Below are 20,503 nucleotides of genomic sequence, written 5' to 3'. Positions count from 1 at the left end.
GGCGCGACGAGCCGCCTACGCTCGACCGCGTGAATCCCGTGCACCGTCGCATCCAGCTGCCCGAACCGCCCCTCGCCGAGCGCGCGCGACTCGAGGCGGGCGGCGTCGCGTGCTGGGAGGAGCCGCTGGTCATCGACACGTACGAGCCGGCGGCGCCCGACCGCTACCCGTTGTTCCTCGACCGCCGGGTGTACCAGGGTTCGAGCGGGCGCGTGTACCCGATCCCGTTCACCGACCGCATCGAGCGTGAGGCGCGCCCGCGTGCGTGGCGTGCGATCCACCTCGAGAACCGGTGGGTGCGGCTCGTGCTGCTGCCCGAGCTCGGCGGACGCATCCACGTCGGCTACGACAAGACCCGGGACTACGACTTCTTCTACCGCAACAACGTGATCAAGCCCGCGCTCGTGGGGCTCTCCGGCCCGTGGGTGTCGGGCGGCGTCGAGTTCAACTGGCCGCAGCACCACCGGCCAGCCACGTTCCTGCCCGTCGAGACGCGGATCGAGCGCGGCGGCGACGGCGAGGTCGTCGTCTGGCACTCCGACCTCGACCCGCTGCAGCGCATGCGCGGCACGCACGGCATCCGGCTGCGCGGCGACTCGACGCTCATCGAGCTCGAGGTCGCGCTCGTGAACCGCACCGACGTGCCGCAGACCTTCCTGTGGTGGGCGAACGTCGCGGCGCGCTCGCACGAGCGCTACCAGTCGTTCTTCCCCACCGACGTGCGGTACGTCGCCGACCACGCGCGACGCGCGATCACCGCGTTCCCGGCCGCCGACCGTCCGTACTACGGCGTCGACTACCCCTCGCTCGCGACCGAGCGGTCCGGCGCCGACCGGATCGACCTGTACTCGAACATCCCAGTGCCGACGTCGTACATGATCACCGACACCGCCGACGACTTCTTCGGCGGCTACGACCACGACGCGGGCGCCGGGTTCGTGCACTGGGCCGATCGCGCGATCGCGCCCGGAAAGAAGCAGTGGACCTGGGGCGACGGCGAGGTCGGCCACGCCTGGGATCGTCACCTCACCGACGACGACGGCCCGTACGTCGAGCTCATGGCCGGCGTGTTCACCGACAACCAGCCCGACTTCAGCTGGCTCCTGCCCGGTGAGACGCGCCGCTTCCGCCAGTACTGGTACCCGATCCAGGACATCGGCCCGGCCGTGCAGGCGACCCTCGACGCGGCGATCGGCCTCGAGGCGGATGGCGCGTCCGCCCGCCTCGGCGTCGTCACCACGGCCGAGCACGACGCCGTGCAGGTCGTGCTCCGGCGCCGCGACGACGGTGCGGTGCTCGGCGAGTGGACGGCGCGGGTCGCGCCGGGCGAGCCGTTCGTCGCGGCCGTCGAGACGGATGGCGCGTCGGCGCGCCGCGACGACCTCGAGGTCGACGTGGTCGCCGACGGCCGCACGCTCGTCGCGTGGCGCGCGCACGCCGTCGACGCCCGCGAGCCGTGGGTCGCGACCGAACCGCCCGGTCCCGAGCAGATCGCGGGGACCGACGAGCTCGTGCTCACCGGCCTCCACCTCGTGCAGTACCGCCACCCGACCCGCTCCCCCGAGCCGTACTTCGCGGAGGCGATCCGGCGCGACCCCGGCGACTCGCGTGCGCGGCTGCAGCTCGCGCGACTCGCCTTCGCGCGGGGCGAGCTCGACGTCGCGCTCGCGCACGTCGACCTGGCGCTCGAGCGGCTGACGCGACGCAACCTCAATCCCGAGCACGGCGACGCGAACCTGCTCCGCGCGCTCATCCTGGAGCGCTCGGGTCGGGCGGACGCCGCAGCCGACGCGTTCGGCAAGGCCGCATGGGACGGCCGGCTGACGCTGCCGGCCGCGCTGGGTCGTGCCCGCCTCGCGCTCGTCGCGGGAGACGCCGAGCTGTCGCTCGCGTTCGCGGAGACCGCGCTGCGGGCCGACGCGTCGAGCACGGCCGCGATCGCGAGCCGGGTGGTCGCGCTCCGTGCGCTCGGCCGCGGCCAGGCCGCCGACCGCGAGCTCGGCCGGGCCCGGGCCGCCGACCCGCTCGACCCGCTGTTGGCGGCGCTCGCCGACGAGCTCGACCCGATCGACCCGCGTACGCTCCTGGCCATGGCGCACGAGGTGTTCCGGATGGGCGACCACGCCCGCGGCATCGGACTCGCCGAACGCGCCGCCGCCACGGGCCCGGGTCCGTTCGGCAACCCCGCGCCGCTGGCCGCGTACGCGCTCGCGCGATTCCTCGACACGACCGGGCGAGCGGATGACGCGGACCGCGCCCGGCGACGCGCCCGTGACGCCGACGCCCGTCTCGCGTTCCCGCACGGCCTCGACGACCTCGGCGTCCTCGAGGCCGCGCTCGAGGCCGATCCCTCGGATGCGCGCGCCCGCGCCCACCTCGGGTGCTGGCTGCTCGACGCCGGGCGGACGACCGACGCGCTCGCGACGCTCGACGCCGCGATCGCGGGCGGCACCACCGTCGGCGTCGACGACCCCGTCGCGTGGCGGAACGCCGCCGTCGCGCTCGTGAACTCGGGCGGCGACCTCGACGAGGCCGACCGGCGCTACCGCGTCGCGCTCGAGCTCAGCCCCGCGGACCCGCGCCTGGTGTTCGAGCGCGACCAGCTCGCCGAGATCCGCGGGGTTGCCCCGGCGGCGCGGATCTCCGCGATCGTCGCCGCAGGCCGTGACGTGCTCGTACGGGACGACCTCGCGATCGCGTACGCGAACCTCCTCGTCGACGTGGGCCGCGCGGATGACGCCCTCGCGTTCCTCGACGCCCGCGAGTTCCAGCCGTTCGAGGGCGGAGAGGGGCAGGTGATCCGCGTGTTCGACCGGGCGAGCACCGCCGTGGCACGCGACCTGCTCGAGCGAGGCGACGCGCCGGCGGCCGCGGAACTGCTGCGGCGCGGCATCCGTGCGCCCGAGCACCTCGGCGAGGGACGGCACCCGGCGCAGCCCATGGCGGAGCGCTTCGTGCTCCTCGGCGATGCGGAAGCCGCGCTCGGCGACCCGCACGCGGCGGGCGCCGCGTGGCGGCAGGCGCTCGGCGGGGGGCCGCTCGCGGCCGGCGAGCGCGCGGTCGACGAGCGCGACGCGTGGATCGGCGTCGCGCGCCTGCGCCTGGGCGACCCGGACGGCGCCGAGCGCGTCTGGACCGCGCTCGAGGCGCGGGCCCGGGAGCTCGACGCGGCATCCGACCGGGTCGACTACTTCGCGACGTCGCTGCCCGAGCTGCTGCTGTTCTCGGTCGACACCGCCGAGGGGCGCCGCGCGCAGGCGGCCCGGCTGCGCGAGCTCGCCGCCGCGGGGCGACGCGACGCCGCGGCGGTGGCGGCGTGAGCGAGCCCGGCACGCGCTACCTCGGCACGCCCCTCGCGGGCGTGCCCGACGCCGCCCCGACGGGACCGGTGCCCGCGCACCTGCCCGGGCGCCTCGCGATCTGCCTGTGGGACTTCTCGTGGTACACGCGGGCGGGCGCCGGTGAGCCGTTCGAGGACCTCGACCGCGCGATGGCCGAGACCGTCGAGCGCGGGTACGACGCCGTGCGGATCTGCGCGGCCCCGCTGCTGGTCGCGGGCGGACCGGAGCTGGGGCTCGACGCGCTCGCGCGCGACCTCGAGATCGAGGGCCTCGGCGCGACGCCCGTCGGCGGGTACTACGGCGAGCGCACGCGCTGGTACGACGCTCCGGGCGGGTACCGCCTCGACGTGCGGTCCCGCCTGTTCGAACTCGTCGATGCCGCGAAGCGCCACGGCGTCGTCGTGGTCCTCGCGAGCTGGGAGTACCAGCAGTCCCCGGCATTCGCCGCCGACCCGGCCTGGTTCCGCGCGATCGACGCGGTGCCCGTCGACGAGCGGCACCGCGTGCTCGCCGAGGCGTTCGACCGGCTGCTCACCGACCTCGAGGCGGCGGGCCTCGCCGACGCGATCGCGTTCACCGAGCTGCACAACGAGGTCGACTTCTCGATCCTCCCGCCGATCGAGCAGGACGGTGAGGCCGCCATCCGATGGCTCGGGGCGCGGCATCCGGGGCAGCTGGTCACCGCGAGCTACGGCAAGCCGCCGCACCTGGCGATGCACCGGGTGTCGCCGGCGCTCGGCGTCGCGCAGTTCCACGTCTACTCGTACGGCGTGCTCGACGCGCTCCAGCGGCGCATCGACATCCGCAGCGAGGGCACCGAGGGCTTCCCCAATGCCGAGCTGCGGACGCTGCTGCGCGCGGACGCGCCATCCTTCGCCGAGTACGGTCGCCCCGCCCACTGGAAGCTGGAGGCGACCGTGATCACCGACCAGATGCTCTACGGCTACGACTGGATCGACCCGGCGAAGTGGGATGCCTGGCTCGTCGCGCACCTCGACCCGTACCGCGAGGTCATGCTCCGCGAGGTGGAGTCGCGGGTCGTCGCGATCGCGGAGTGGGCCCGATGGCGCGCCGTTCCCGCGGTGGTGGGCGAGGGATGGGTCGGCTACACGCCGCGCGACGGCCGGTTCGAGGAGACGGGGTTCGGCCTCGAACTCGCCGAGCACGGCATCCGCACCGCCCTCGCGCACGGGGTGTGGGGCGTGGTGGCGTGCTCGAACGCAGCCCCGCACCATCCGATGTGGGCCGACGTCGCGTGGCAGCGCCGCATGACCGCACTCATCACGGAGGGACCCGACGCATGACCCCCCACGACCCGTCCGAGCCGACGCCGTTGCGTCTCGCGCCTGCGGAGGAGCGCCCGCCGCTCACCCGCCCGGCCATGTCGAACGAGCGGGACCGCCACCACCGCATCGCGCTGACGAACCGGTACGTCGAGCTCGACGGCCGCCCGGCGATCCCGGTGTCGGGCGAGCTGCACTTCTCGCGCGTGCCGCGGCGCGAGTGGCGGGAGCGGCTGCAGCTCATGCGATCGGGCGGGGTCACGGTCGTCTCGACCTACCTCATCTGGATCCACCACGAGCCCGAGCGCGGCCGCGTGCGCTTCGACGGCGGGCTCGACGCGGCGGCGTTCGTGCGGCTCGCGGCCGACGTCGGGCTCGACGTCGTCGTGCGGCTCGGGCCGTGGTGCCACGGCGAGGTGCGCAACGGCGGGTTCCCCGACTGGGTGGCGGCGGCGCCGGTGCGCCATCGCACCGACGATCCCGCCTACCTCGACCTGGCGCGCGGATGGTACGCCGCAGTCGCTCGCGAGCTCGCCCCGCTGTGCGGCCCCGACGGACCCATCGTCGGCATCCAGGTCGAGAACGAGCTCATCGACCGGCCCGGTCACCTCGCGACGCTCGTCGGGCTGGCACGCGAGGCCGGCCTGTCGGCGCCGATCTGGACGGCGACCGCGTGGGACGGCGCCGAACTGCCGCCCGGGGTCGTGATGCCCGTGTTCGGCGGGTACGCCGACGGGTTCTGGATCGACGCGGATGCGCCGTGGCCCTCGAGCTTCCGTGCGCACTTCCGCTTCTCCCGCGACTGGGACGATCCCGGTATCGGGGCCGACGTGCGCGGCGGCGAGGCGCCGGCCGACGCGGTCTCCGTCCCGCGGGCGGGCGCGTCGGGCTCGCCCGATTTCCCGGTCGCGACGTGCGAGCTCGGCGGCGGCATGGCCGCCGCGTACCACCGGCGCCCGCTGCCGTCGGCGCTCGACCTCGCCGCGGTCGCGAACGCGAAGCTCGGCTCGGGCTCGAACTGGCAGGGCTACTACATGTACGCGGGCGGGCTGAACCCGGCCGACGGGCTGCAGGAGTCGCTCGACACGGGCTACCCGAACGACCTGCCGCGGTTCGACTACGACTTCCACGCGCCGGTCGGCGCCGCGGGCGCGGTCGCGCCGAGCCACGCGGCGCTGCGGATCCAGCATGCGTTCCTCGCCGCCGTCGGCGAGCGCCTCGCGCCGATGACGGCGCGCCTGCCCGAGCGGATGCCGCGGGGCGACGACGACCGCGAGACCCTCCGCTGGGCGGTTCGTGCCGAGGGCGACGCGGGGTTCCTGTTCCTCGGCCACCACCAGCCGTTCGAGCCGCTGTCGCGCGTGGAGGGCGTGCGGTTCGAGGTCGACCTGGCCTCGGGACCGGTGCTCGTGCCGTCCGCCGGCCGGCCGCCGCTGGCGATCCCGGCCGGGACCGTCGCGCGCTGGCCGCTCGGGCTCGCGCTCGGGGGCGGCGTCGTGGAGTGGGCGACGGCGTCGGTGCTCACCGTGCTCGAGGGCGCGGTGCCGACGCTCGTGCTGCTCGCCGAGGCGGGCGTGACGCCGACGGCGGCGGTGCGGGCGGATGGCGCGTCCGCCCCCGTGCTCCTGGACGCCGCGGTCGACCGCGGCGAGTCGGTCCATCGCGTGCGCGCCGGGGCTGCGGCGCTCGACGTGCTCATCCTCCCCGCCGAGGCGGCGGCCGACGTGTGGGTGCTCGACGCCCCCTCGGGCGAACGGATGCTGCTGCGCTCGGCTGCCCCGCTGCGACTCGACGGCGACGTGCTCGTCGCCCGTTCCGGGGAGGCGCCCGACGTGCACCGCTACGACCCGACGACGGGTCGGTTCGCGCCTGTCGCGTTCGCCGGCGAGGAGGTCGCGGGGCTCGACGTGACCGCCGAGCTCGTCCGAGGCGCCGGGATGCCGAAGCCCTCGTACGGCGGCACGGCCGCGCGGCGTGCCGCCCCGTCGCCCGACGAGCTCGACGCCGCGGCATCCGCCCACCGGTTGGGCGGGCTCGGCGGCGTGCGGGCCGGCGTCCGGCGCCTGCTCGAGGTGCGCTGGGCGGGCGACGTCGCGACGCTCGAGGTCGACGGCCGCACGGTCGCCGACCGGTTCTGGGACGGCACACCGTGGCTCATCGACCTCGATGCCGCGGGCGTCGCCGCGGACTCGCGGGTCGAGCTGCGGATCCTCTCGCTGCATCCCGACAGTGAGGTCCACCTGCCCGAGCCCGCCGCCGCACGGCGCCGCGCGCACGACGGCCCGCTCGGCTCACTCGACCGGCTCGCCGGGCGCACCGCGACGGTCTGGCGCGCGGTCGGGTGACGGTCCGCCACGATCGAGACGTCGCGGATAGCGGGCCGGACCCGGCATCCGCGACCTCTCGACTCGGCCCGGCCGGCTCGCTCAGCCGGGCAACGGCACCACGACGACCGGCGACCCGTCGCGCACGCGCGGCGCGGCATCGGGCGCGTCGGTCACGACGACCACGTGCCCGGGCGTACGCCAGGCGCGCCACCACGCGGCATCCGGCACCTCGACCTCGCCCGGCGCGAGCACCGACCGGCCGAGCGTGCGGGGCTTCACGGCCGTGAGCCACGGCGCGACGCCCTCGAGCGTGCGCCGCTGCACGTCGGGGATGCGACCGGATGCGTCGGGGCCGACGTTCAGCAGCAGCCGCCCGCCGCGCGCGACGACGTCGGCCCACAGGCGGGCGAGCTCACGCGGCGTCATCGTGAGCGCGGCATCCTCGACGCGGTTGAAGCCGAACGAGAAGCCGAGGCCGCGGCAGTGCTCCCAGCCGACGGACGCCTCGTGGTGGGCGTCGTGGTCGTACTCGCTCGTGCGGTAGTCCCACACGTCGGCGCCCCAGCGGTCGTTCACGATGCCCTCGGGCACCACGTCGCGGTAGTGCGCGAGCAGCGCGTCGATCGAGTGGAGACCGGGCCGCTTGGCGGCGTCGGGCCAGTCGATGTCGTTCCAGATCAGGTCGGGACGGAATCGGTCGATCAGGTCGGCGACGTGACCGTACGCGTAGGCGGCGTACGCGGCATCCGTCGGCCGGAGGCGCTCGACGTCGGCGCTGGATCGCAGCGGAGGCAGGTCGGCGAACGCCCAGTCCAGGCCGCCCGAGTAGTAGACGCCGAACCGCAGGCCCTCGGCTCGGACCGCCTCGGCGAGCGGCGCGACGAGGTCGCGGCGCGGGCCGCGGGCGACGGTGGTCAGGCCGCCCGAGCCCGGGGCGTCCCAGAGCGCGATGCCGTCGTGGTGCTTGGTGGTCGGCACGACGTAGTCGGCGCCCACGGCCGCGAACAGCCTCGCCCAGTCGCCGGGGTCGCAGGCCTCGGCGCGCCACTCGTCGAGGAACGCGTCGTAGGGGCGGCCGCCGTGCTCGCGCGCGTGGTGCTCGGCCGCGGGCGAGCCCTCGAGCCGGATCGTGTTGCCGTACCACTCGGCATACGCGTTGTGCGCGAACCACTCGTCGTCGGGCACGGCGCCGAGCGCGCCCGTCGGCTCCGCCCAGGCGGGCACCGAGTAGGCGCCCCAGTGCACGAAGATGCCGAGCGTCGCATCGCGCGCCCAGGCGGGCAGCGGCCGGCCCGACGCGGTCACGCGTCGCCGGACGCCGCGTCCGCCGGGGTGCGACGGGGCCGCTCGGGCACCGCGACGATCGCGAGCGCGACGCAGCCGAGCGCGGGCACGATGAGCGGCAGCAGCTGCCAGGTCACGACGACCGCGAACACGGCGGTCGCCACGAGGTACGCGGCGCCGATCGGGTCGGCGCCGACCGAACGCGGCACGGATCGCAGGGCACGCCGCCACCCCCGCGCGGGCGTCCAGCGCCCCGCCGCCGTGAAGAGCGCGAGCGCCGCCGCGGCGAGCCCGACCCAGCCGACGGCCCCGATGAGCGGGCCGCCCGGCAGCGCGCCGCTGTTCGCGAGGTCGAGGTCGACGAGCAGCACGAGCACGAGCACGACGGATGCCGCGCCGACGGCGATCCCGCCGGCCAGGCCCGCACGCACGTCGGCCCAGAACGCGCCCATCGACGACGCCTCGGCCTTCAGGAACCGCCGAAGGTGCCGGACGCCGGCCGCGAGCGCGACCGGCAGGGTCACGACGGGCAGCGCGACGAGGGTGACCAGCAGGCCGATCAGGAGGACCTCGCCGAGCAGCCCGAACGCGCTCGTCGCGCCCGGGAAGCGCGCGGGCGCCGCGCCGGAACGCACCGGGCCGGAGCCCGATCGCTCGGCGCGTCGCGCCGCCCGCTCGCTCGTCCGCGACATCCGCTCGCCCTAGCCCTTGAGACCCTGGGTCGCGACGCCGTCGACCAGGAACCGCTGGAAGACGACGAAGAAGATCAGGATCGGCAGCAGCGCCAGGAACGACACCGCGACGGTCGCGCCGTAGTCGGACGACGAGGTCTGGTCGTTGTAGAGGCGGAGTGCGACCGGGAGCGGGTAGAGCTCGGGGCTGTTGACGTAGAGCAGCGGGCCGAGGAAGTCGTTCCAGGTCCAGATGAACGTGAAGATCGCGCTCGTGATCAGGGCGGGCTTGATCAGCGGCAGGATGATCGAGACGAAGATGCGCCAATGGCCGGCGCCGTCGATCTTGGCCGCCTCATCCATGTCGCGCGGGATGTTGCGGATGAACTGGACGATGAGGAAGACGAAGAACGCCTCGGTCGCGAGGAACTTCGGCAGGATCAGCGGCCAGTACGTGTCCACCAGCTCGAGCTTCTGGAACATGATGTACTGCGGGATGATCACGACGTGGAACGGCAGCAGCAGCGTGCCGATCATCGCGGCGAACAGGATGCCGACGCCCTTGAACTGCACGCGCGCGAACGCGTAGGCGGCGAGGGCCGACGAGAACAACGTGCCGACCACCGCGAGCACCGCGATGAGCAGCGAGTTCGCGAAGAACCGCCACAGCGGCACGCCGCCGATGCCCTCGAGCACCTTGAAGTAGTTGTCGATCGTCGGCTGGTCGGGCAGCAGCCCGGGGTTCTGGCCGAACTCGCTCGACGGCTTGAACGTCGCGAAGACCAGCCAGACCAGCGGGTAGAGCACGACGGCGGTCACGGCGAGCAGCACCACGAACCAGATGACGGTGTTGACGGTCTTGCGCTTGATGCGGCGACGGCCGGCGGGCTCGGGCTGGAGCTCGACCTCGAGGAACTCGGAGCGGGCGATCTCACTGGTTGCGGTGCTCATCGGTTCTCTCCCGCGTAGTGGACCCACGACTTCTGGGTCTTGAACAGGAGCGCGGCGATGATCGCGACGACGATCACGAGGACCCACGCCATGGCGGCGGCGTAGCCCATCTGCAGGTCGGCGAAGCCGCGCTTGTAGAGGTAGACGGTGTAGAAGTTGGTCATGCCGGCGGGCCCGCCGGAGCCGTTGGAGATGATGTACGCCGACGCGAACACCTGGAACGCGTTGATCAGCTCGAGCAGCAGGTTGAAGAAGATCACGCTCGAGAGCATCGGGAACGTGACCGACCGGAACTTGCGCACCGGGCCGGCGCCGTCGACCTCGGCGGCCTCGTAGAGCTCCTTCGGGATCTGCTTGAGGCCCGCGAGGAAGATCACCATCGGGGCACCGAACTGCCAGACCGCCAGCAGGATCATCATCGGCAGCACCATGGCGACATTGCCGACCCATCCGCCGATCTCGATGCCGAAGAAGCTCAGCGTGTTGTCGACGGGGCCGTCGGTCGAGAACATCGCGCGCCACACGATCGCGACCGAGACCGATGCGCCGATCAGGGACGGGGCGTAGAACGACGAGCGGAAGAACGCCGAGCCGCGGTCGCGGTAGTTCAGCAGCATCGCCACCGCCAGCGCGGCGGCGAGCTTGATCGGGGTGCCGACCAGCACGTACACGAGCGTGATCTGCACCGACTGGATGTAGACCGGGTCCTCGGTGAACATCCGGGTGAAGTTGTCGAAGCCGATCCACTTCGGCTCGGTGAACAGGTTGTACTTGGTGAACGCCAGGTACAGCGAGTACAGCATCGGACCGAGCGTGAGGCCGACGAAGCCGATGATCCACGGCAGGAGGAAGGTGTAGCCGGTCGCCGTCTCCCGGCGGTTCCGGGCCTTGATGCCCGCTCGCGCGGGGACGTCGGGGCCGCGACGGCCGGGGCGGCGCGTGCCGCTCTCGTCGGCCGTGACGATCGCTCTCGTCAGGGTGGTGCTCACAGTCATTCTCCCGTTCGGTCCTGAGGCTACTCCGGGTCCGGGCCCCCGGTCGGGGCCCGGACCCGAAGGCTCCTACTGGTTCAGGACGACGTCCATCTCGGCGAAGAACTGGTCGACGGCCTCATCGACGGTCAGGGTGCCGTACCCGAGCTCCTGGCCGATCTGGCGGAACTTCTCCTCGAGCGTGCCGTAGCCGACGATCGGCACGGGCGGGGCGTCGCCGAGGCGGTCCGAGATGGAGGCCTCGTAGTCGGCGATCTGCTGGCCGAGCGGGTCGAGCTTGGCGCCCTCGAGCTGGGTCTCCGAGGCGGGGATGCCGCGGTTGGTGCCGAAGGCCTCACCGACCTCGGGTGCGTTCACGAGGTAGTTGAGCAGCGTCGCGGCCGCCTCAGGGTGCTTGGTCGTCGCGGCGATGGAGTGCAGCATGGACGGCTTGAGGTAGAGGTCCTTCGCACCGTCCTCGGTCACGGGCGGGGCGACCAGGCCGAGCTCGGTGTAGCCCTCGCCGAGGTTGCCGAGGTAGCCGGCGCCGAAGTTGTCCCACGTGAGCTCGCTCGCGGTGAGGGCCGCGTCGAAGCCCGACAGCGGGTTGACCTCCTCGAGGCGCTGCTGGCCGATCACGGTGCCGTCGGTGCGGATCCCGTCGCCCTGCTCCCAGAAGGCCGCGAGGTCCTCCTTGGTGAAGTTCGGCTCGCCGTCCTCGGTGAAGAGGTCCTCGCCCTTCGCGCGCTGCTGGATCTCGAAGTTCTGGATGCGGCCCGTGTAGTCGGTGCCGCCCCAGAGCTCGACGCCCTTGGCGGCCGCCGCGTCGGTGACCTCCTTCATCCAGGCGTTGTAGTCCTCCCAGTCGCCGCCGGCGAACTCGTCGACCCCGACCTCCTCGAGCAGCGTGGGGTTGGTGTACATGCCCCACGCGTTGGTCGAGGTCGGGATGCCGGTGGTCTCGTCGCCGACGACGCCGATGTCCAGGATCTGGTCGCTGAGCGGCTCGGTGTCGATGATGTTGCCGAGGTACGGCGTGAGGTCGAGCAGCAGGCCGTTCTCGGAGTACTGGCGCAGGTAGGAGTAGTCGAACTGCATCACGTCGGGCAGGCCGCCGCCGGCGGCCTCGGTCTGCCGCTTCTCCCAGTACTCGGGGAAGCCGAGGAACGAGGTGTTCACCGTGATGTTCGGGTACTCCTCGTTGAAGGCGGCGATGGCCTTGTCGTACATCTCGGCGCGGACGTCGTTGCCCCAGAAGGCGAAGTCGAGCGTGACCTTCTCGTCGGGGTCGTAGGTCGCGGCCGGCGCGGAGCCGCCGGAGCAGCCCGTGAGCACGAGCGCCGCGCTCGCCGTGACAGCGGCGGCGGCGAGTGCCGCGCGACGCGTGCGAATGTTGAACATCGTTGTCCTCCCGGAAACGTCTCTGTCTGCCTGGTGCGGGGTGGCACTTCTGGGAAAGCGCTTCCCCAAAGATAGCCCCATCTCCCCCGCGGGTCAATCAGGAAGGAAAAATCGTTTCAATTCGTGATCGATCCGAGATGCGGCGCAGCGTCGCGGTCGCAGCGCAGCACGCCGTCCTCGACCGTGAGCGGCGCCGCGAACACGGCGCTGAGGCGCGCGGACGCGGCATCCGTCGGCCCCAGCTCCGAACCGTCCCAGTGCGGGTGCGTGAAGTAGAAGAGGATGCCGCGGCCGCCCTCGACGACGACGTCGCCGTGCCGCCCGAACGTGGCGTCGCCGCGCCGCCGGCCCGGTGCGCCGAGGATCACGTCGTCGGGCCCGCCCTGCCGCACCCACCGCACGGCGTCGCGCGAGCGGAACACGCCCATGCCGCGCCATTCGTCGACGAGCATCCACCACCATCCGCCGAGCTCGAACACGTTGGGCCCCTCATGCGGGCGACCGCCGATCGCACGGCCCTCGACGCGCCACGACCGCGGCGCGAGGTCGGGGCTCGATGCGACCCAGGTCGTCGAGCCGTCCGCCTCGTCCTTGAACCACATCCGCCACAGCCCGTCGGGGCAGTGCGCGACGCACGCGTCGATCACGCGGTCCGAGCTCAGGGGGATGTCGCCGACGAGCCGCCAGCGCTCGAGGTCGTCGCTCTCGTACTCGACGATCCGGCGCGAGTGGCCCTCCCACCGATCGGGGATCCCGTCGATCACCGTCAGGTACATGCGGTACCGCTCGCCGTCGTGGATCACCTCGGGGGCCCAGTGCGTCTCGTCCCAGGCCGTCGACGGCCCGCCGCCGAGCCGCAGGTCGTCGAGGGTGCCGGAGTACCGCCACCGGTCGCCGTCTGCCGATCGCGCCACGCCGATGCGGCTCCCGTGCACCCAGGCGACGCCTGGCCCGTCGACCGAGGCCCGCCGCTGGGTGTAGAACATCCACCACTCCCCCGTGACCTGATGGCGGATGACGGTCGGATCGGTCGCGCCGTCGTGCACGGGGTCGTGGAACAGCGCGTCGTCGGCGGTCGCCGCGTCGACGATACCGGGGTGCGCCCCGGCGGTCATGGCCGCAGGTCGGTGATCGGGCTCTCGAGGCTCCGGAGCCGATCGGCGTCGGCACGCAGGGTCTCAGGCGTCACGGTGCGGCCCGTCGCCGCCGACGAGTAGATCGCGGTCACGATCTCGAACGAGCGCGCCGGGTCGCTCGCCGTCGACGGAAGCGGCCCGCGCGTGGCGAGGGCCCGGTAGATGTCGCGCACGAGCGGATCGTGGCCGCTCGGCTCCTCCCTCGCGGGCAGCGCCCACGCGGCCGACGTGGCCGCGTCGACATGCGGCGCGGGCGTGATGCGCCAATGCTCGTGGCCGTGCCCGTAGAGGTGATCGACCGTGACGGTCGCGAGCTCGGTGTCGATGCGGATGGAACTCGTCTCGCGGGGCGAGAGGGCGCTCGTCACCACGGAGGCCACGGTGCCGTTCGCGAACTCGACGGTCGCCGTCGAGACGTCCTCCATCTGGGTCTCGCGCGCGAGCCGCCAGAGCCGGCCGTGCACGCTCGCCCAGTCGCCGAGGAGCCACGCGAGCAGGTCGATCTGGTGGATCCCGAGGCCGAGCGTCGGCCCGCCGCCCTCGGTCGCCCACTTGCCGCGCCACGGAACCGCGAAGTACGCGGGATCGCGGTACCAGAGCGTCTCGCACGTCGCGACGAGCGGCCGACCGAGCGCGCCCGACCCGAGCAGGGCCCTGACGTGCGCGGCGGCGGTCCCGGTGCGCTGCTGGAACACGACGGCGAGCCGGCGGTCGTTCCGCGACGCGGCCTGCGCCATCGCGTCGAGCTCGTCGAGCGAGAGCGCCGCCGGCTTCTCGCAGATCACATGCGCGCCGGCGTCGAGCGCCGCGATCGCCTGCTCGGCGTGCACGCCGGGCGGGGTGCACACGTGCAGCACGTCGATGCCGCCGGCGGCGAACAGCGCGTCGAGCGAGTCGGCGACGGCCGGTCCGCCCCAGCGATCGGCGAACGCCTGCGCCCGCGCCGGGTCGCGGTCGACGACGGCGACGAGCTCGGCATCGGCCGTCGCGCCGATCGCGCGCGCGTGCGCATCGGCGATGGCGCCCGTGCCGACGATCGCGGCGCGGAGCGGGGTGGTCGGTGCGGTCATCGGTCTCCTCCGGTGGGGTCGAGGCGGGTCGTGTCGTAGCGGCGCAGCCGGCCGCACATCCCGAAGTCGGGGGCCCCGGATGCCTCCGCGACGCCCGCCGCGCCCATGCCGGCATCGCGTCCCGCATCGAGCGCGTCCAGGCGCTCGCCCGTCTCGAGCGCGGCGGCCACGGCGCCGTCGCGCCAGCGATCGCGCCACTCGGGGACGCGCGGCCGGACCAGCGCGGCGGCGCGCGCGTGCAGCCGCGCGAGGCGCCCGCGGTCCACGGCGCCGCCGTCCTCCGCGGCGTCGCCGAACAGTGCGAGGTAGCCCTCGACCGCGAGGTCGCGGCGTGCGTGCGCGGCAGCGAGCCGGTCGACGTCGGACGCGTCCGGGCCGGGCAGCTCCGCGGCATCCGCGTACCGCCCGGGGTCGGCGAGCACGTCGTCGGGGAAGGTCATGACCGCGTCACCCGCTTCGGGCAGGCCCGCGTTCTGCATGATGACCCGCACGGCGAGCCCGCCGTCGTTCACGGCACGATGGATGACCCCCGGCGCGAACCACACGAGATCGCCCGGCGCGAGCGGGCGCTCGGCGAACGTGCCGGCGCCGTCGATCGTGTGCAGGCGCCCGTGGCCCGCGACGACGAGGTACGCCTCGGCCGACACGGTGTGCAGGTGCGGGGCGCCGCCCGCGAGGCCGTCGGGCGCGACGCCGTCGTAGACCGCGAGGGCGCTGATCGAGGTCGCGCCCGGAAAGGCCGGGCGGGTCACGGCGCCCCCAGCAGCCCCGGCAACCGTGCCGCCGCGGCGCCCGCCAGGCGATCGGCCCGCTCGGGGTCGGCGGCGCCGTCGGCGACCACGACGCCGTAGCGCAGCGACATCGTGGCACCCGGCTCGATGACGTGCTCCTCGCTGAAGAACGGAGCCGGGCAGAGGCACGCGAACTCCAAGCTGCGCGCGAACCACTGCGGCGGATGCTGCAGGTTGGCCGGGTCATCGACCATCACCACCGTCGAGGCGGCGTCGGTCTCGTCGTGCCGCCCGGTGAAGCCCATCCACGGCGCGCGCGTGCCACGCAGCTCATCGCCGCCCGCGACGCCCGGGGCGAGCACCGCGCCGCCCGTGAACGAGCGCGGTCCGCGCCAGAAGAGGCCGCCGTAGCCTGCGTTCTCGCGTCCGCGGGTCGTGGGCGACCCGATCGGCATGGCGCGGTCGCTCGAGTTCGTCATGCGCGTGGCGAAGCCGAGCAGCCAGGCGTCGTCCGAGAGATTGGATGCCGCGACCGTGCGTCGCTCGTCGAAGATCGCCTCGCCCGCCTGGGTCAACCACGTGAGGCGCTCGATGACGCGGGCCGGGCGCTCGCCGTCGGCGACGATGCTCGCGCCATCCGCCGGCGGGTCGTCGTCGAAGCCGACGTGCCGCTGTTCGCCGTTGTTCGGCAGCTGCACGTACCCCTTCCCGCGCACGTACGTCGGCCCGCCCCAGAAGTTCTCGTCGCCGACCACCGGCAGCGACCACGCGATGCCCTTGTGCCAGACGTGGTCGTGCGGGCGGTACAGCGTCACCGTCTGGCCGCCGAGCGTGCGGATCGGGCTGAAGTACGGCCGCGGCGACTCGAACGCCGGGTGCTCGGGCCGGAAGACGTACTCGGCGAGCACCGCGCCGCCGTGCCGGATCGCGAGCCGGTCGTCGTCGCGGTCGATGCGGAGGTCGGGCATCGGGCTCCTCGTGGTCGTCGTCGATCCGGCGGGGTCGTCGCCTTGAGTGGGAAAGCGCTATCCCAGCGTAGCACCCGAGCCGACGGCGCGCGTCATGCGCGCGGCTCCGCGATGAGCGTCAGCAGGTTCCCGTCGGGATCGACGAGGTGGCCCGCCCGCAGTCCCCACTCCTGCATCCGGACCTCATGGAGCCGCGGGAAGCCGACCTCGCCGACCGGCACGCCCGACGCCGCCACGGCCGCCGCCAGCTCGTCGACGTCGGCCATCCGGATGGTGCACCGCGCCGCGCTCGAGGCGGGATCGAGCCCGTCGAACCGGAAGAACTCCAGCTGGAGGTCGGCCCGCCGCAGGATCATCCAACCGTCGTCACGGTAGGCGCGGACGAAGCCGAAGCCCGAGTAGAACGCCTCGGTGGCGTCGAGGTCGCGGCTCGGCAGGTTGGGAACGGCGCGATCACGCGGCTGAGCATCCGACATGACCCGCATCATGCCGTGGAACGCTCGCGGCGGCCAGTGCGCGGACCGGCCGCCACACGCGGCCACGCGCCGGGCGCGGCACACGCGCCGGTCAGGCGCGCGGCTCGACCACGCGCGGATGCAGCGGGTCGTCGTGGTCGACGACGATCGACGCCCGCCCCCGCGGGTCCTGCTCGTCGAGATAGATCCGGCAGGCGGCCATGTACCGGAATGCGTACGCCTGCTCGGCGGCGTCCCGGCCGCCGAGGTGCTCCGCGTCGCGCACGATGCCGCGGCCCTCGGCGCGTTCGATCGACGCGTCGAGGTAGACGACCTCGTCCCAGTGCTCGCGGAGCCCGTCGCGCTGCAGGAACGTCGCGGCGAACACGACGACCGCGTCGCCGGGTGCCGTCGCGAACTCGCGCCGCACCTCGTCGGTCGCGAGGTCGTGCACCCGCGCGGCGTACCGTCGCGAGCCGCCCGGGCCGAGCGGTCGGAGCGCCAGGTCGCGCAGCGCATCGAAGTCATACGCGTCCTCGTAGTACCCGCGCGCCGACTCACGGCCCTGCCGATAGCGCACGGCGCGCACGTGGTGGAACCCGTCGGAGTCGAGCAGGATCGCCGGGCGGCCGTGCGCGGCGATGCGCCCGACCAGCTCCTCGGCGAACGTGCTCTTGCCGACGCCGCACACGCCGTCGACGCCGACCCGGAGCGGATGGCCCGGGTCGCGCTCGACGAGCCGCCGCGCCACCGCGTCGAGGACGTCGGATCGCGTCATCCGCGCCTCCGCCCGAGCGCGACGTCGAGCACCAGGTCGGCGCGCGTCCAGAGCAGCGATCCGCCCTCGCCCGGCAGGACGCGCCGCGACGAACCGGGGATCCGGCCTGCGAGGGTCTCGCCGAGGTCGGGCGAGTGGGATCGGTCGTCGGCACCGAAGAGCACGGCGACCGGGCACGTGACGGCGCCCGGGTCCACGGACCAGGGCGACATCGCCATCATCGTGTCCGCGACGTAGCCGGCGCCGCCGTTCGCGAATCCCTCGGCGAGCGCGGCGCGGTAGACGGCCGCGAACGCGGGGTCCTCGTAGACGGCCCGGTCGCGCTCGGGCGAGCCCGTGAGCACCATCTGCTCCATCGCCTCGGCGGTGAACGCCGCGAAGACGCCACGCGCGGCATCCGGGTCGTCCCGAACCAGGTCGACGAGCTCGGCGACCTGCGCGGGCAGCATGCGGTGGATGGCGGGGTGGGCGACCTCGTCGGCCGGGGAGACCAGGGTGAGCGAGCTCGCCCAGCCCCGTGCGGCGATCTCGAGCCCGAAGACCGATCCCTGGGAGTTGGCGACGACGGGCAGACTGGGCGCAGCGGCGCCGAGCGCGGCGGAGGCGAACACGCGGTAGTCCTCGGCCGTCGAGGCGACGGTGCGCTCCGGGTCGGGATCGGAGTCGCCCATTCCGGGTCGGTCGAGGCAGAGCAGGCGCACGCTGCGGCGGCCGAGCTGGTCGTCGCCGAACCGCATGGCCTTGCCGGTGGCCGCGCCGGCCACGAACAGCACCGGCGTCCCGTCGACGGGTCCGTACGCCGCGCCCGCGAGCGTGCGGCCGGACGGCGTGACGGCGCGGATCGGTTCGCCGGGGATCGCCTGCACGCCGTGCATCCTAGTGCGATCCGCCGCCCCTCACCGCGGCGCGTCCCGCCCGCGCTCCAGTTCGTCCGGCCGTGCCCGCCCCGCGACCCGCCCCGAGGGCCAGCGCGGGTCGACGGTGAGCACCTCGATGCCCGTCGGCCCGACGAGGACCGTGTCCTCGACCTTCGCGCCCGGCGCGGTCGGGTTCCACGCGAACGCCTGGCCGGGCTGCACGACGTCCGCGATGCCGGGCACCGCGCGCGGGTCGCGCCCGGCGTAGCCGGCCGCACCGCCCTGGTGGTGGCGCCGCCACTCCTCCGGGTCGAATCCGTGCGCGGCGTAGGCCGCGGTGCCGGCCGCGAGCACCTCACCCAGGGTCGCGCCGGGCACCGTGGCGTCGAGGAACGCGGCCTCGACGTCCAGGATGCAGCTCATGGACCGTGCCTCGGCCGGGTCGGTGAGGCCGAACCGCACCCAGCGGGTCGCGTTCGCGATGAGCCCGTTCCGGCGCCCGCAGACGACGAGCATGGCGCGGTCGCCGAGCGGGTCACCGGTGGGCAGCGGATGCCGGTGGGCGAGCCGGCCGCGTCCGGCGACGAGGACGACGACCGGGTCGATCCCGCGCGCCACGAGGTCGAACGCCAAGCCTGCCGCCACGGCACGCTCGGTGTCGTCGGGCGACGCGGCGAGCGCGGCATCCGTCAGCGTCTCGGCGACCTCGCGGCAGAGCCGGCGGTAGCGGGCCAGCTCGCCGGGCAGCAGCGAGGCGCGGGCCGCGCGCAGCTCGGCTGCGACCTCCGCCTCGTCGAGTGCGCCGCCCTCGGCACCGGGCGGGAGGAGCGGCTCGTGCCACGGCACGCGCACGACCTCGAGGTCGGCGGCGTCGCCGAGCTCCTCGGCGAGCATGCGGTCGGCCTCGTTCGCGAAGACGTGCACCGAATCGCCGCCCGGCCGCACCACCACTGCGGCGACCGGGTCGCCCGCCAGCGACACGTGCGTGCGTGCACCGTCGAGGTACCAGGCGACCGCGGTGTGCGAGCGCAGCACGAGGGCTGAGCCGCCGCGCCGATCGAGCACCTCGAGCAGCCGGGCCCGCTTGGCGGCACGGTCGCCCCCCACGCCGGAGGCGGCGGGTGCCGGCGCGCGAACGGTCACGGGCGTGCTCCGGCCGCCGCCCGCACCGCGGTACTCTCGCGCACCTCGAGTCGCGGGCGGTACAGCACCGAGTGCTCGACCGGCCCGCCGGCCATGAGGGTGCGCAGCCGGGCCCACACCTGCGCACCGATCTCGGCACGGGGCACGGACATGCTCGTCAGTCGCGGGGTCGCGTAGCGGGCCATGGGGACGTCGTCGAAGCCCGCGACCGACAGTTCGCCGGGCACGTCGACGCCGAGCTCGCGCAGCCGGGCGAGCAGGCCGAGCGCCACGAGGTCGTTGAAGGCGATGACCGCGGTCACGCCGCCGCGGTGGGCGTCGACCACGGCGATGGCGACGGCCTCGCCGTCCTCGGGCCGGGATCCGCCGGGGATTCGGTCGATGCGCACCTCGGGATGCAGGGCGAGCGCCTCCTCGACGCCGCGCAGGCGCTCGGCGTTGGACGCACTCGTCTCGGGGCCGGTCACGTAGGCCAGGTGCCGGTGGCCGAGCCCGACGAGGTGGTCGACGAGATCGCGGATGCCGCGGACGTAGTCGACGCCGATGATCGGCACGTCGAGGTCGGGCAGCGGGCGATTCACGACGACCACCGGCGCGACGCGTTCGACGAGCCGGCGCAGCCCGGCCTCGGGCATGCGCGGCGCGCACAGCACGAGCGCGTCGCAGCGCTGGCGCGCCTCGATCGCGGTGGTCTCCTCGTCGTCGACGCGCTCGGCGGTGTCGGCGACGAGCACGCGGTACCCGTCACCGGCCGCGGCGAGGCTGAGCCCCTTGAGGATGCCCTGGAAGAGCGGGTTCTCGAGGTCGGGCACGACCATCGCGACGGTCGTGTTGCGCCCGTGCACGAGGCTCCGCGCGACCATGCTCGGCGCGTAGCCGAGCGCCGCGATCGACGCCTGCACGCGTCGCACGATCTCGGGGTCGACGCTCCGGCGACCGTTCAGCACGCGCGAGACCGACGCCGGTGACACGCCGGCGTGCGCCGCGACGTCCGAGATCGTCACGCCCCTACTGCGTCCGCCCACGCTGCTCCCTCCGGATGCCGCGGCGCGCGGCGCACGCCCGGGAAATCGGTTCCTCAGTGTAGCGCCCGGGTTGCCGATATGTCCCCGTCTCACTTAGGCTCTCGGCGAGAA

At 74.0% G+C, this 20,503-nt stretch carries 17 protein-coding genes; 3 read left to right on the top strand and 14 right to left on the bottom strand.

The genetic code is table 11. The features are described from left to right. The first annotated feature begins 29 nt into the window (after positions 1-29). From JOD46_RS06915 to JOD46_RS06905, 3 genes are read left to right on the top strand one after another with little or no spacing between them, the layout of a single operon-like run. The gene (locus JOD46_RS06915; protein WP_204392786.1) at positions 30-3,320 is read left to right on the top strand and encodes a DUF5107 domain-containing protein; all 3,291 of its coding nucleotides are present in this window, start codon (positions 30-32) and stop codon (positions 3,318-3,320) included. Further along, a complete protein-coding gene (locus tag JOD46_RS06910; protein WP_307834942.1) occupies positions 3,317-4,645 on the top strand; it encodes a cellulase-like family protein in 1,329 nt (442 codons plus the stop codon). The genes JOD46_RS06915 and JOD46_RS06910 overlap by 4 nt, the downstream gene beginning before the upstream one ends. Then, on the top strand, positions 4,642-6,969 hold the full coding sequence (locus JOD46_RS06905; protein WP_204392784.1) for a beta-galactosidase: 2,328 nt from the start codon (positions 4,642-4,644) through the stop codon (positions 6,967-6,969). Before JOD46_RS06910 ends, JOD46_RS06905 begins: the two co-directional genes overlap by 4 nt. Before the next feature lie 81 nt (positions 6,970-7,050). Here JOD46_RS06905 and JOD46_RS06900 read toward each other — a convergent pair whose 3' ends face one another. The 14 genes from JOD46_RS06900 to JOD46_RS06835 all read right to left on the bottom strand — a co-directional run bounded on the left by JOD46_RS06900 (position 7,051) and on the right by JOD46_RS06835 (position 20,371). Beyond that, complete coding sequence (locus tag JOD46_RS06900; protein ID WP_204392782.1) at positions 7,051-8,256, bottom strand: alpha-L-fucosidase; 1,206 nt, start codon at positions 8,254-8,256, stop codon at positions 7,051-7,053. After that, positions 8,253-8,927: a hypothetical protein gene (locus tag JOD46_RS06895; protein ID WP_204392780.1), complete on the bottom strand. Its 675-nt coding sequence runs from the start codon at positions 8,925-8,927 to the stop codon at positions 8,253-8,255. The genes JOD46_RS06900 and JOD46_RS06895 overlap by 4 nt, the downstream gene beginning before the upstream one ends. Before the next feature lie 9 nt (positions 8,928-8,936). Continuing rightward, the gene (locus JOD46_RS06890) at positions 8,937-9,857 is read right to left on the bottom strand and encodes a carbohydrate ABC transporter permease (protein WP_204392778.1); all 921 of its coding nucleotides are present in this window, start codon (positions 9,855-9,857) and stop codon (positions 8,937-8,939) included. Beyond that, positions 9,854-10,852 carry a carbohydrate ABC transporter permease gene (locus JOD46_RS06885; protein ID WP_204392776.1) on the bottom strand — a complete coding sequence of 333 codons (999 nt, stop codon included), beginning with the start codon at positions 10,850-10,852 and terminating at the stop codon, positions 9,854-9,856. Before JOD46_RS06885 ends, JOD46_RS06890 begins: the two co-directional genes overlap by 4 nt. A 66-nt stretch (positions 10,853-10,918) precedes the next feature. Then, positions 10,919-12,229 carry an ABC transporter substrate-binding protein gene (locus JOD46_RS06880; RefSeq protein ID WP_204392774.1) on the bottom strand — a complete coding sequence of 437 codons (1,311 nt, stop codon included), beginning with the start codon at positions 12,227-12,229 and terminating at the stop codon, positions 10,919-10,921. Between the two features lie 116 nt (positions 12,230-12,345). Beyond that, a complete protein-coding gene (locus tag JOD46_RS06875) occupies positions 12,346-13,344 on the bottom strand; it encodes a glycoside hydrolase family protein (RefSeq protein WP_204392772.1) in 999 nt (332 codons plus the stop codon). After that, the gene (locus tag JOD46_RS06870; protein ID WP_204392770.1) at positions 13,341-14,435 is read right to left on the bottom strand and encodes a Gfo/Idh/MocA family protein; all 1,095 of its coding nucleotides are present in this window, start codon (positions 14,433-14,435) and stop codon (positions 13,341-13,343) included. The genes JOD46_RS06875 and JOD46_RS06870 overlap by 4 nt, the downstream gene beginning before the upstream one ends. Continuing rightward, on the bottom strand, positions 14,432-15,187 hold the full coding sequence (locus JOD46_RS06865; RefSeq protein WP_307834941.1) for a cupin domain-containing protein: 756 nt from the start codon (positions 15,185-15,187) through the stop codon (positions 14,432-14,434). Before JOD46_RS06865 ends, JOD46_RS06870 begins: the two co-directional genes overlap by 4 nt. Beyond that, positions 15,184-16,134, bottom strand: a complete 951-nt coding sequence (locus JOD46_RS06860; protein ID WP_204392768.1) for a DUF6807 domain-containing protein — start codon at positions 16,132-16,134, stop codon at positions 15,184-15,186. Before JOD46_RS06860 ends, JOD46_RS06865 begins: the two co-directional genes overlap by 4 nt. A 92-nt stretch (positions 16,135-16,226) precedes the next feature. Beyond that, positions 16,227-16,610, bottom strand: coding sequence for a bleomycin resistance protein (locus JOD46_RS06855; protein WP_204392766.1), 384 nt, complete (start codon positions 16,608-16,610; stop codon positions 16,227-16,229). Positions 16,611-16,701: 91 nt separating this feature from the next. Continuing rightward, complete coding sequence (locus tag JOD46_RS06850; protein WP_204392764.1) at positions 16,702-17,367, bottom strand: nucleoside/nucleotide kinase family protein; 666 nt, start codon at positions 17,365-17,367, stop codon at positions 16,702-16,704. Beyond that, positions 17,364-18,233, bottom strand: a complete 870-nt coding sequence (locus JOD46_RS06845; RefSeq protein ID WP_204392762.1) for an alpha/beta fold hydrolase — start codon at positions 18,231-18,233, stop codon at positions 17,364-17,366. Before JOD46_RS06845 ends, JOD46_RS06850 begins: the two co-directional genes overlap by 4 nt. Positions 18,234-18,263: 30 nt before the next feature. Next, positions 18,264-19,367 (bottom strand): M24 family metallopeptidase, encoded by a 1,104-nt coding sequence (locus JOD46_RS06840; protein WP_307834940.1) that lies wholly within the window; start codon positions 19,365-19,367, stop codon positions 18,264-18,266. Beyond that, positions 19,364-20,371, bottom strand: coding sequence for a LacI family DNA-binding transcriptional regulator (locus JOD46_RS06835; RefSeq protein WP_307834939.1), 1,008 nt, complete (start codon positions 20,369-20,371; stop codon positions 19,364-19,366). Before JOD46_RS06835 ends, JOD46_RS06840 begins: the two co-directional genes overlap by 4 nt. Between the last annotated feature and the right edge of the window lie 132 nt (positions 20,372-20,503).

Source organism: Agromyces aurantiacus, from assembly GCF_016907355.1.
Classification (GTDB): domain Bacteria; phylum Actinomycetota; class Actinomycetes; order Actinomycetales; family Microbacteriaceae; genus Agromyces; species Agromyces aurantiacus.
The sequence above is the reverse complement of the archived record's forward strand: the minus strand, read 5'-3'. Positions and strand labels throughout refer to the sequence as shown.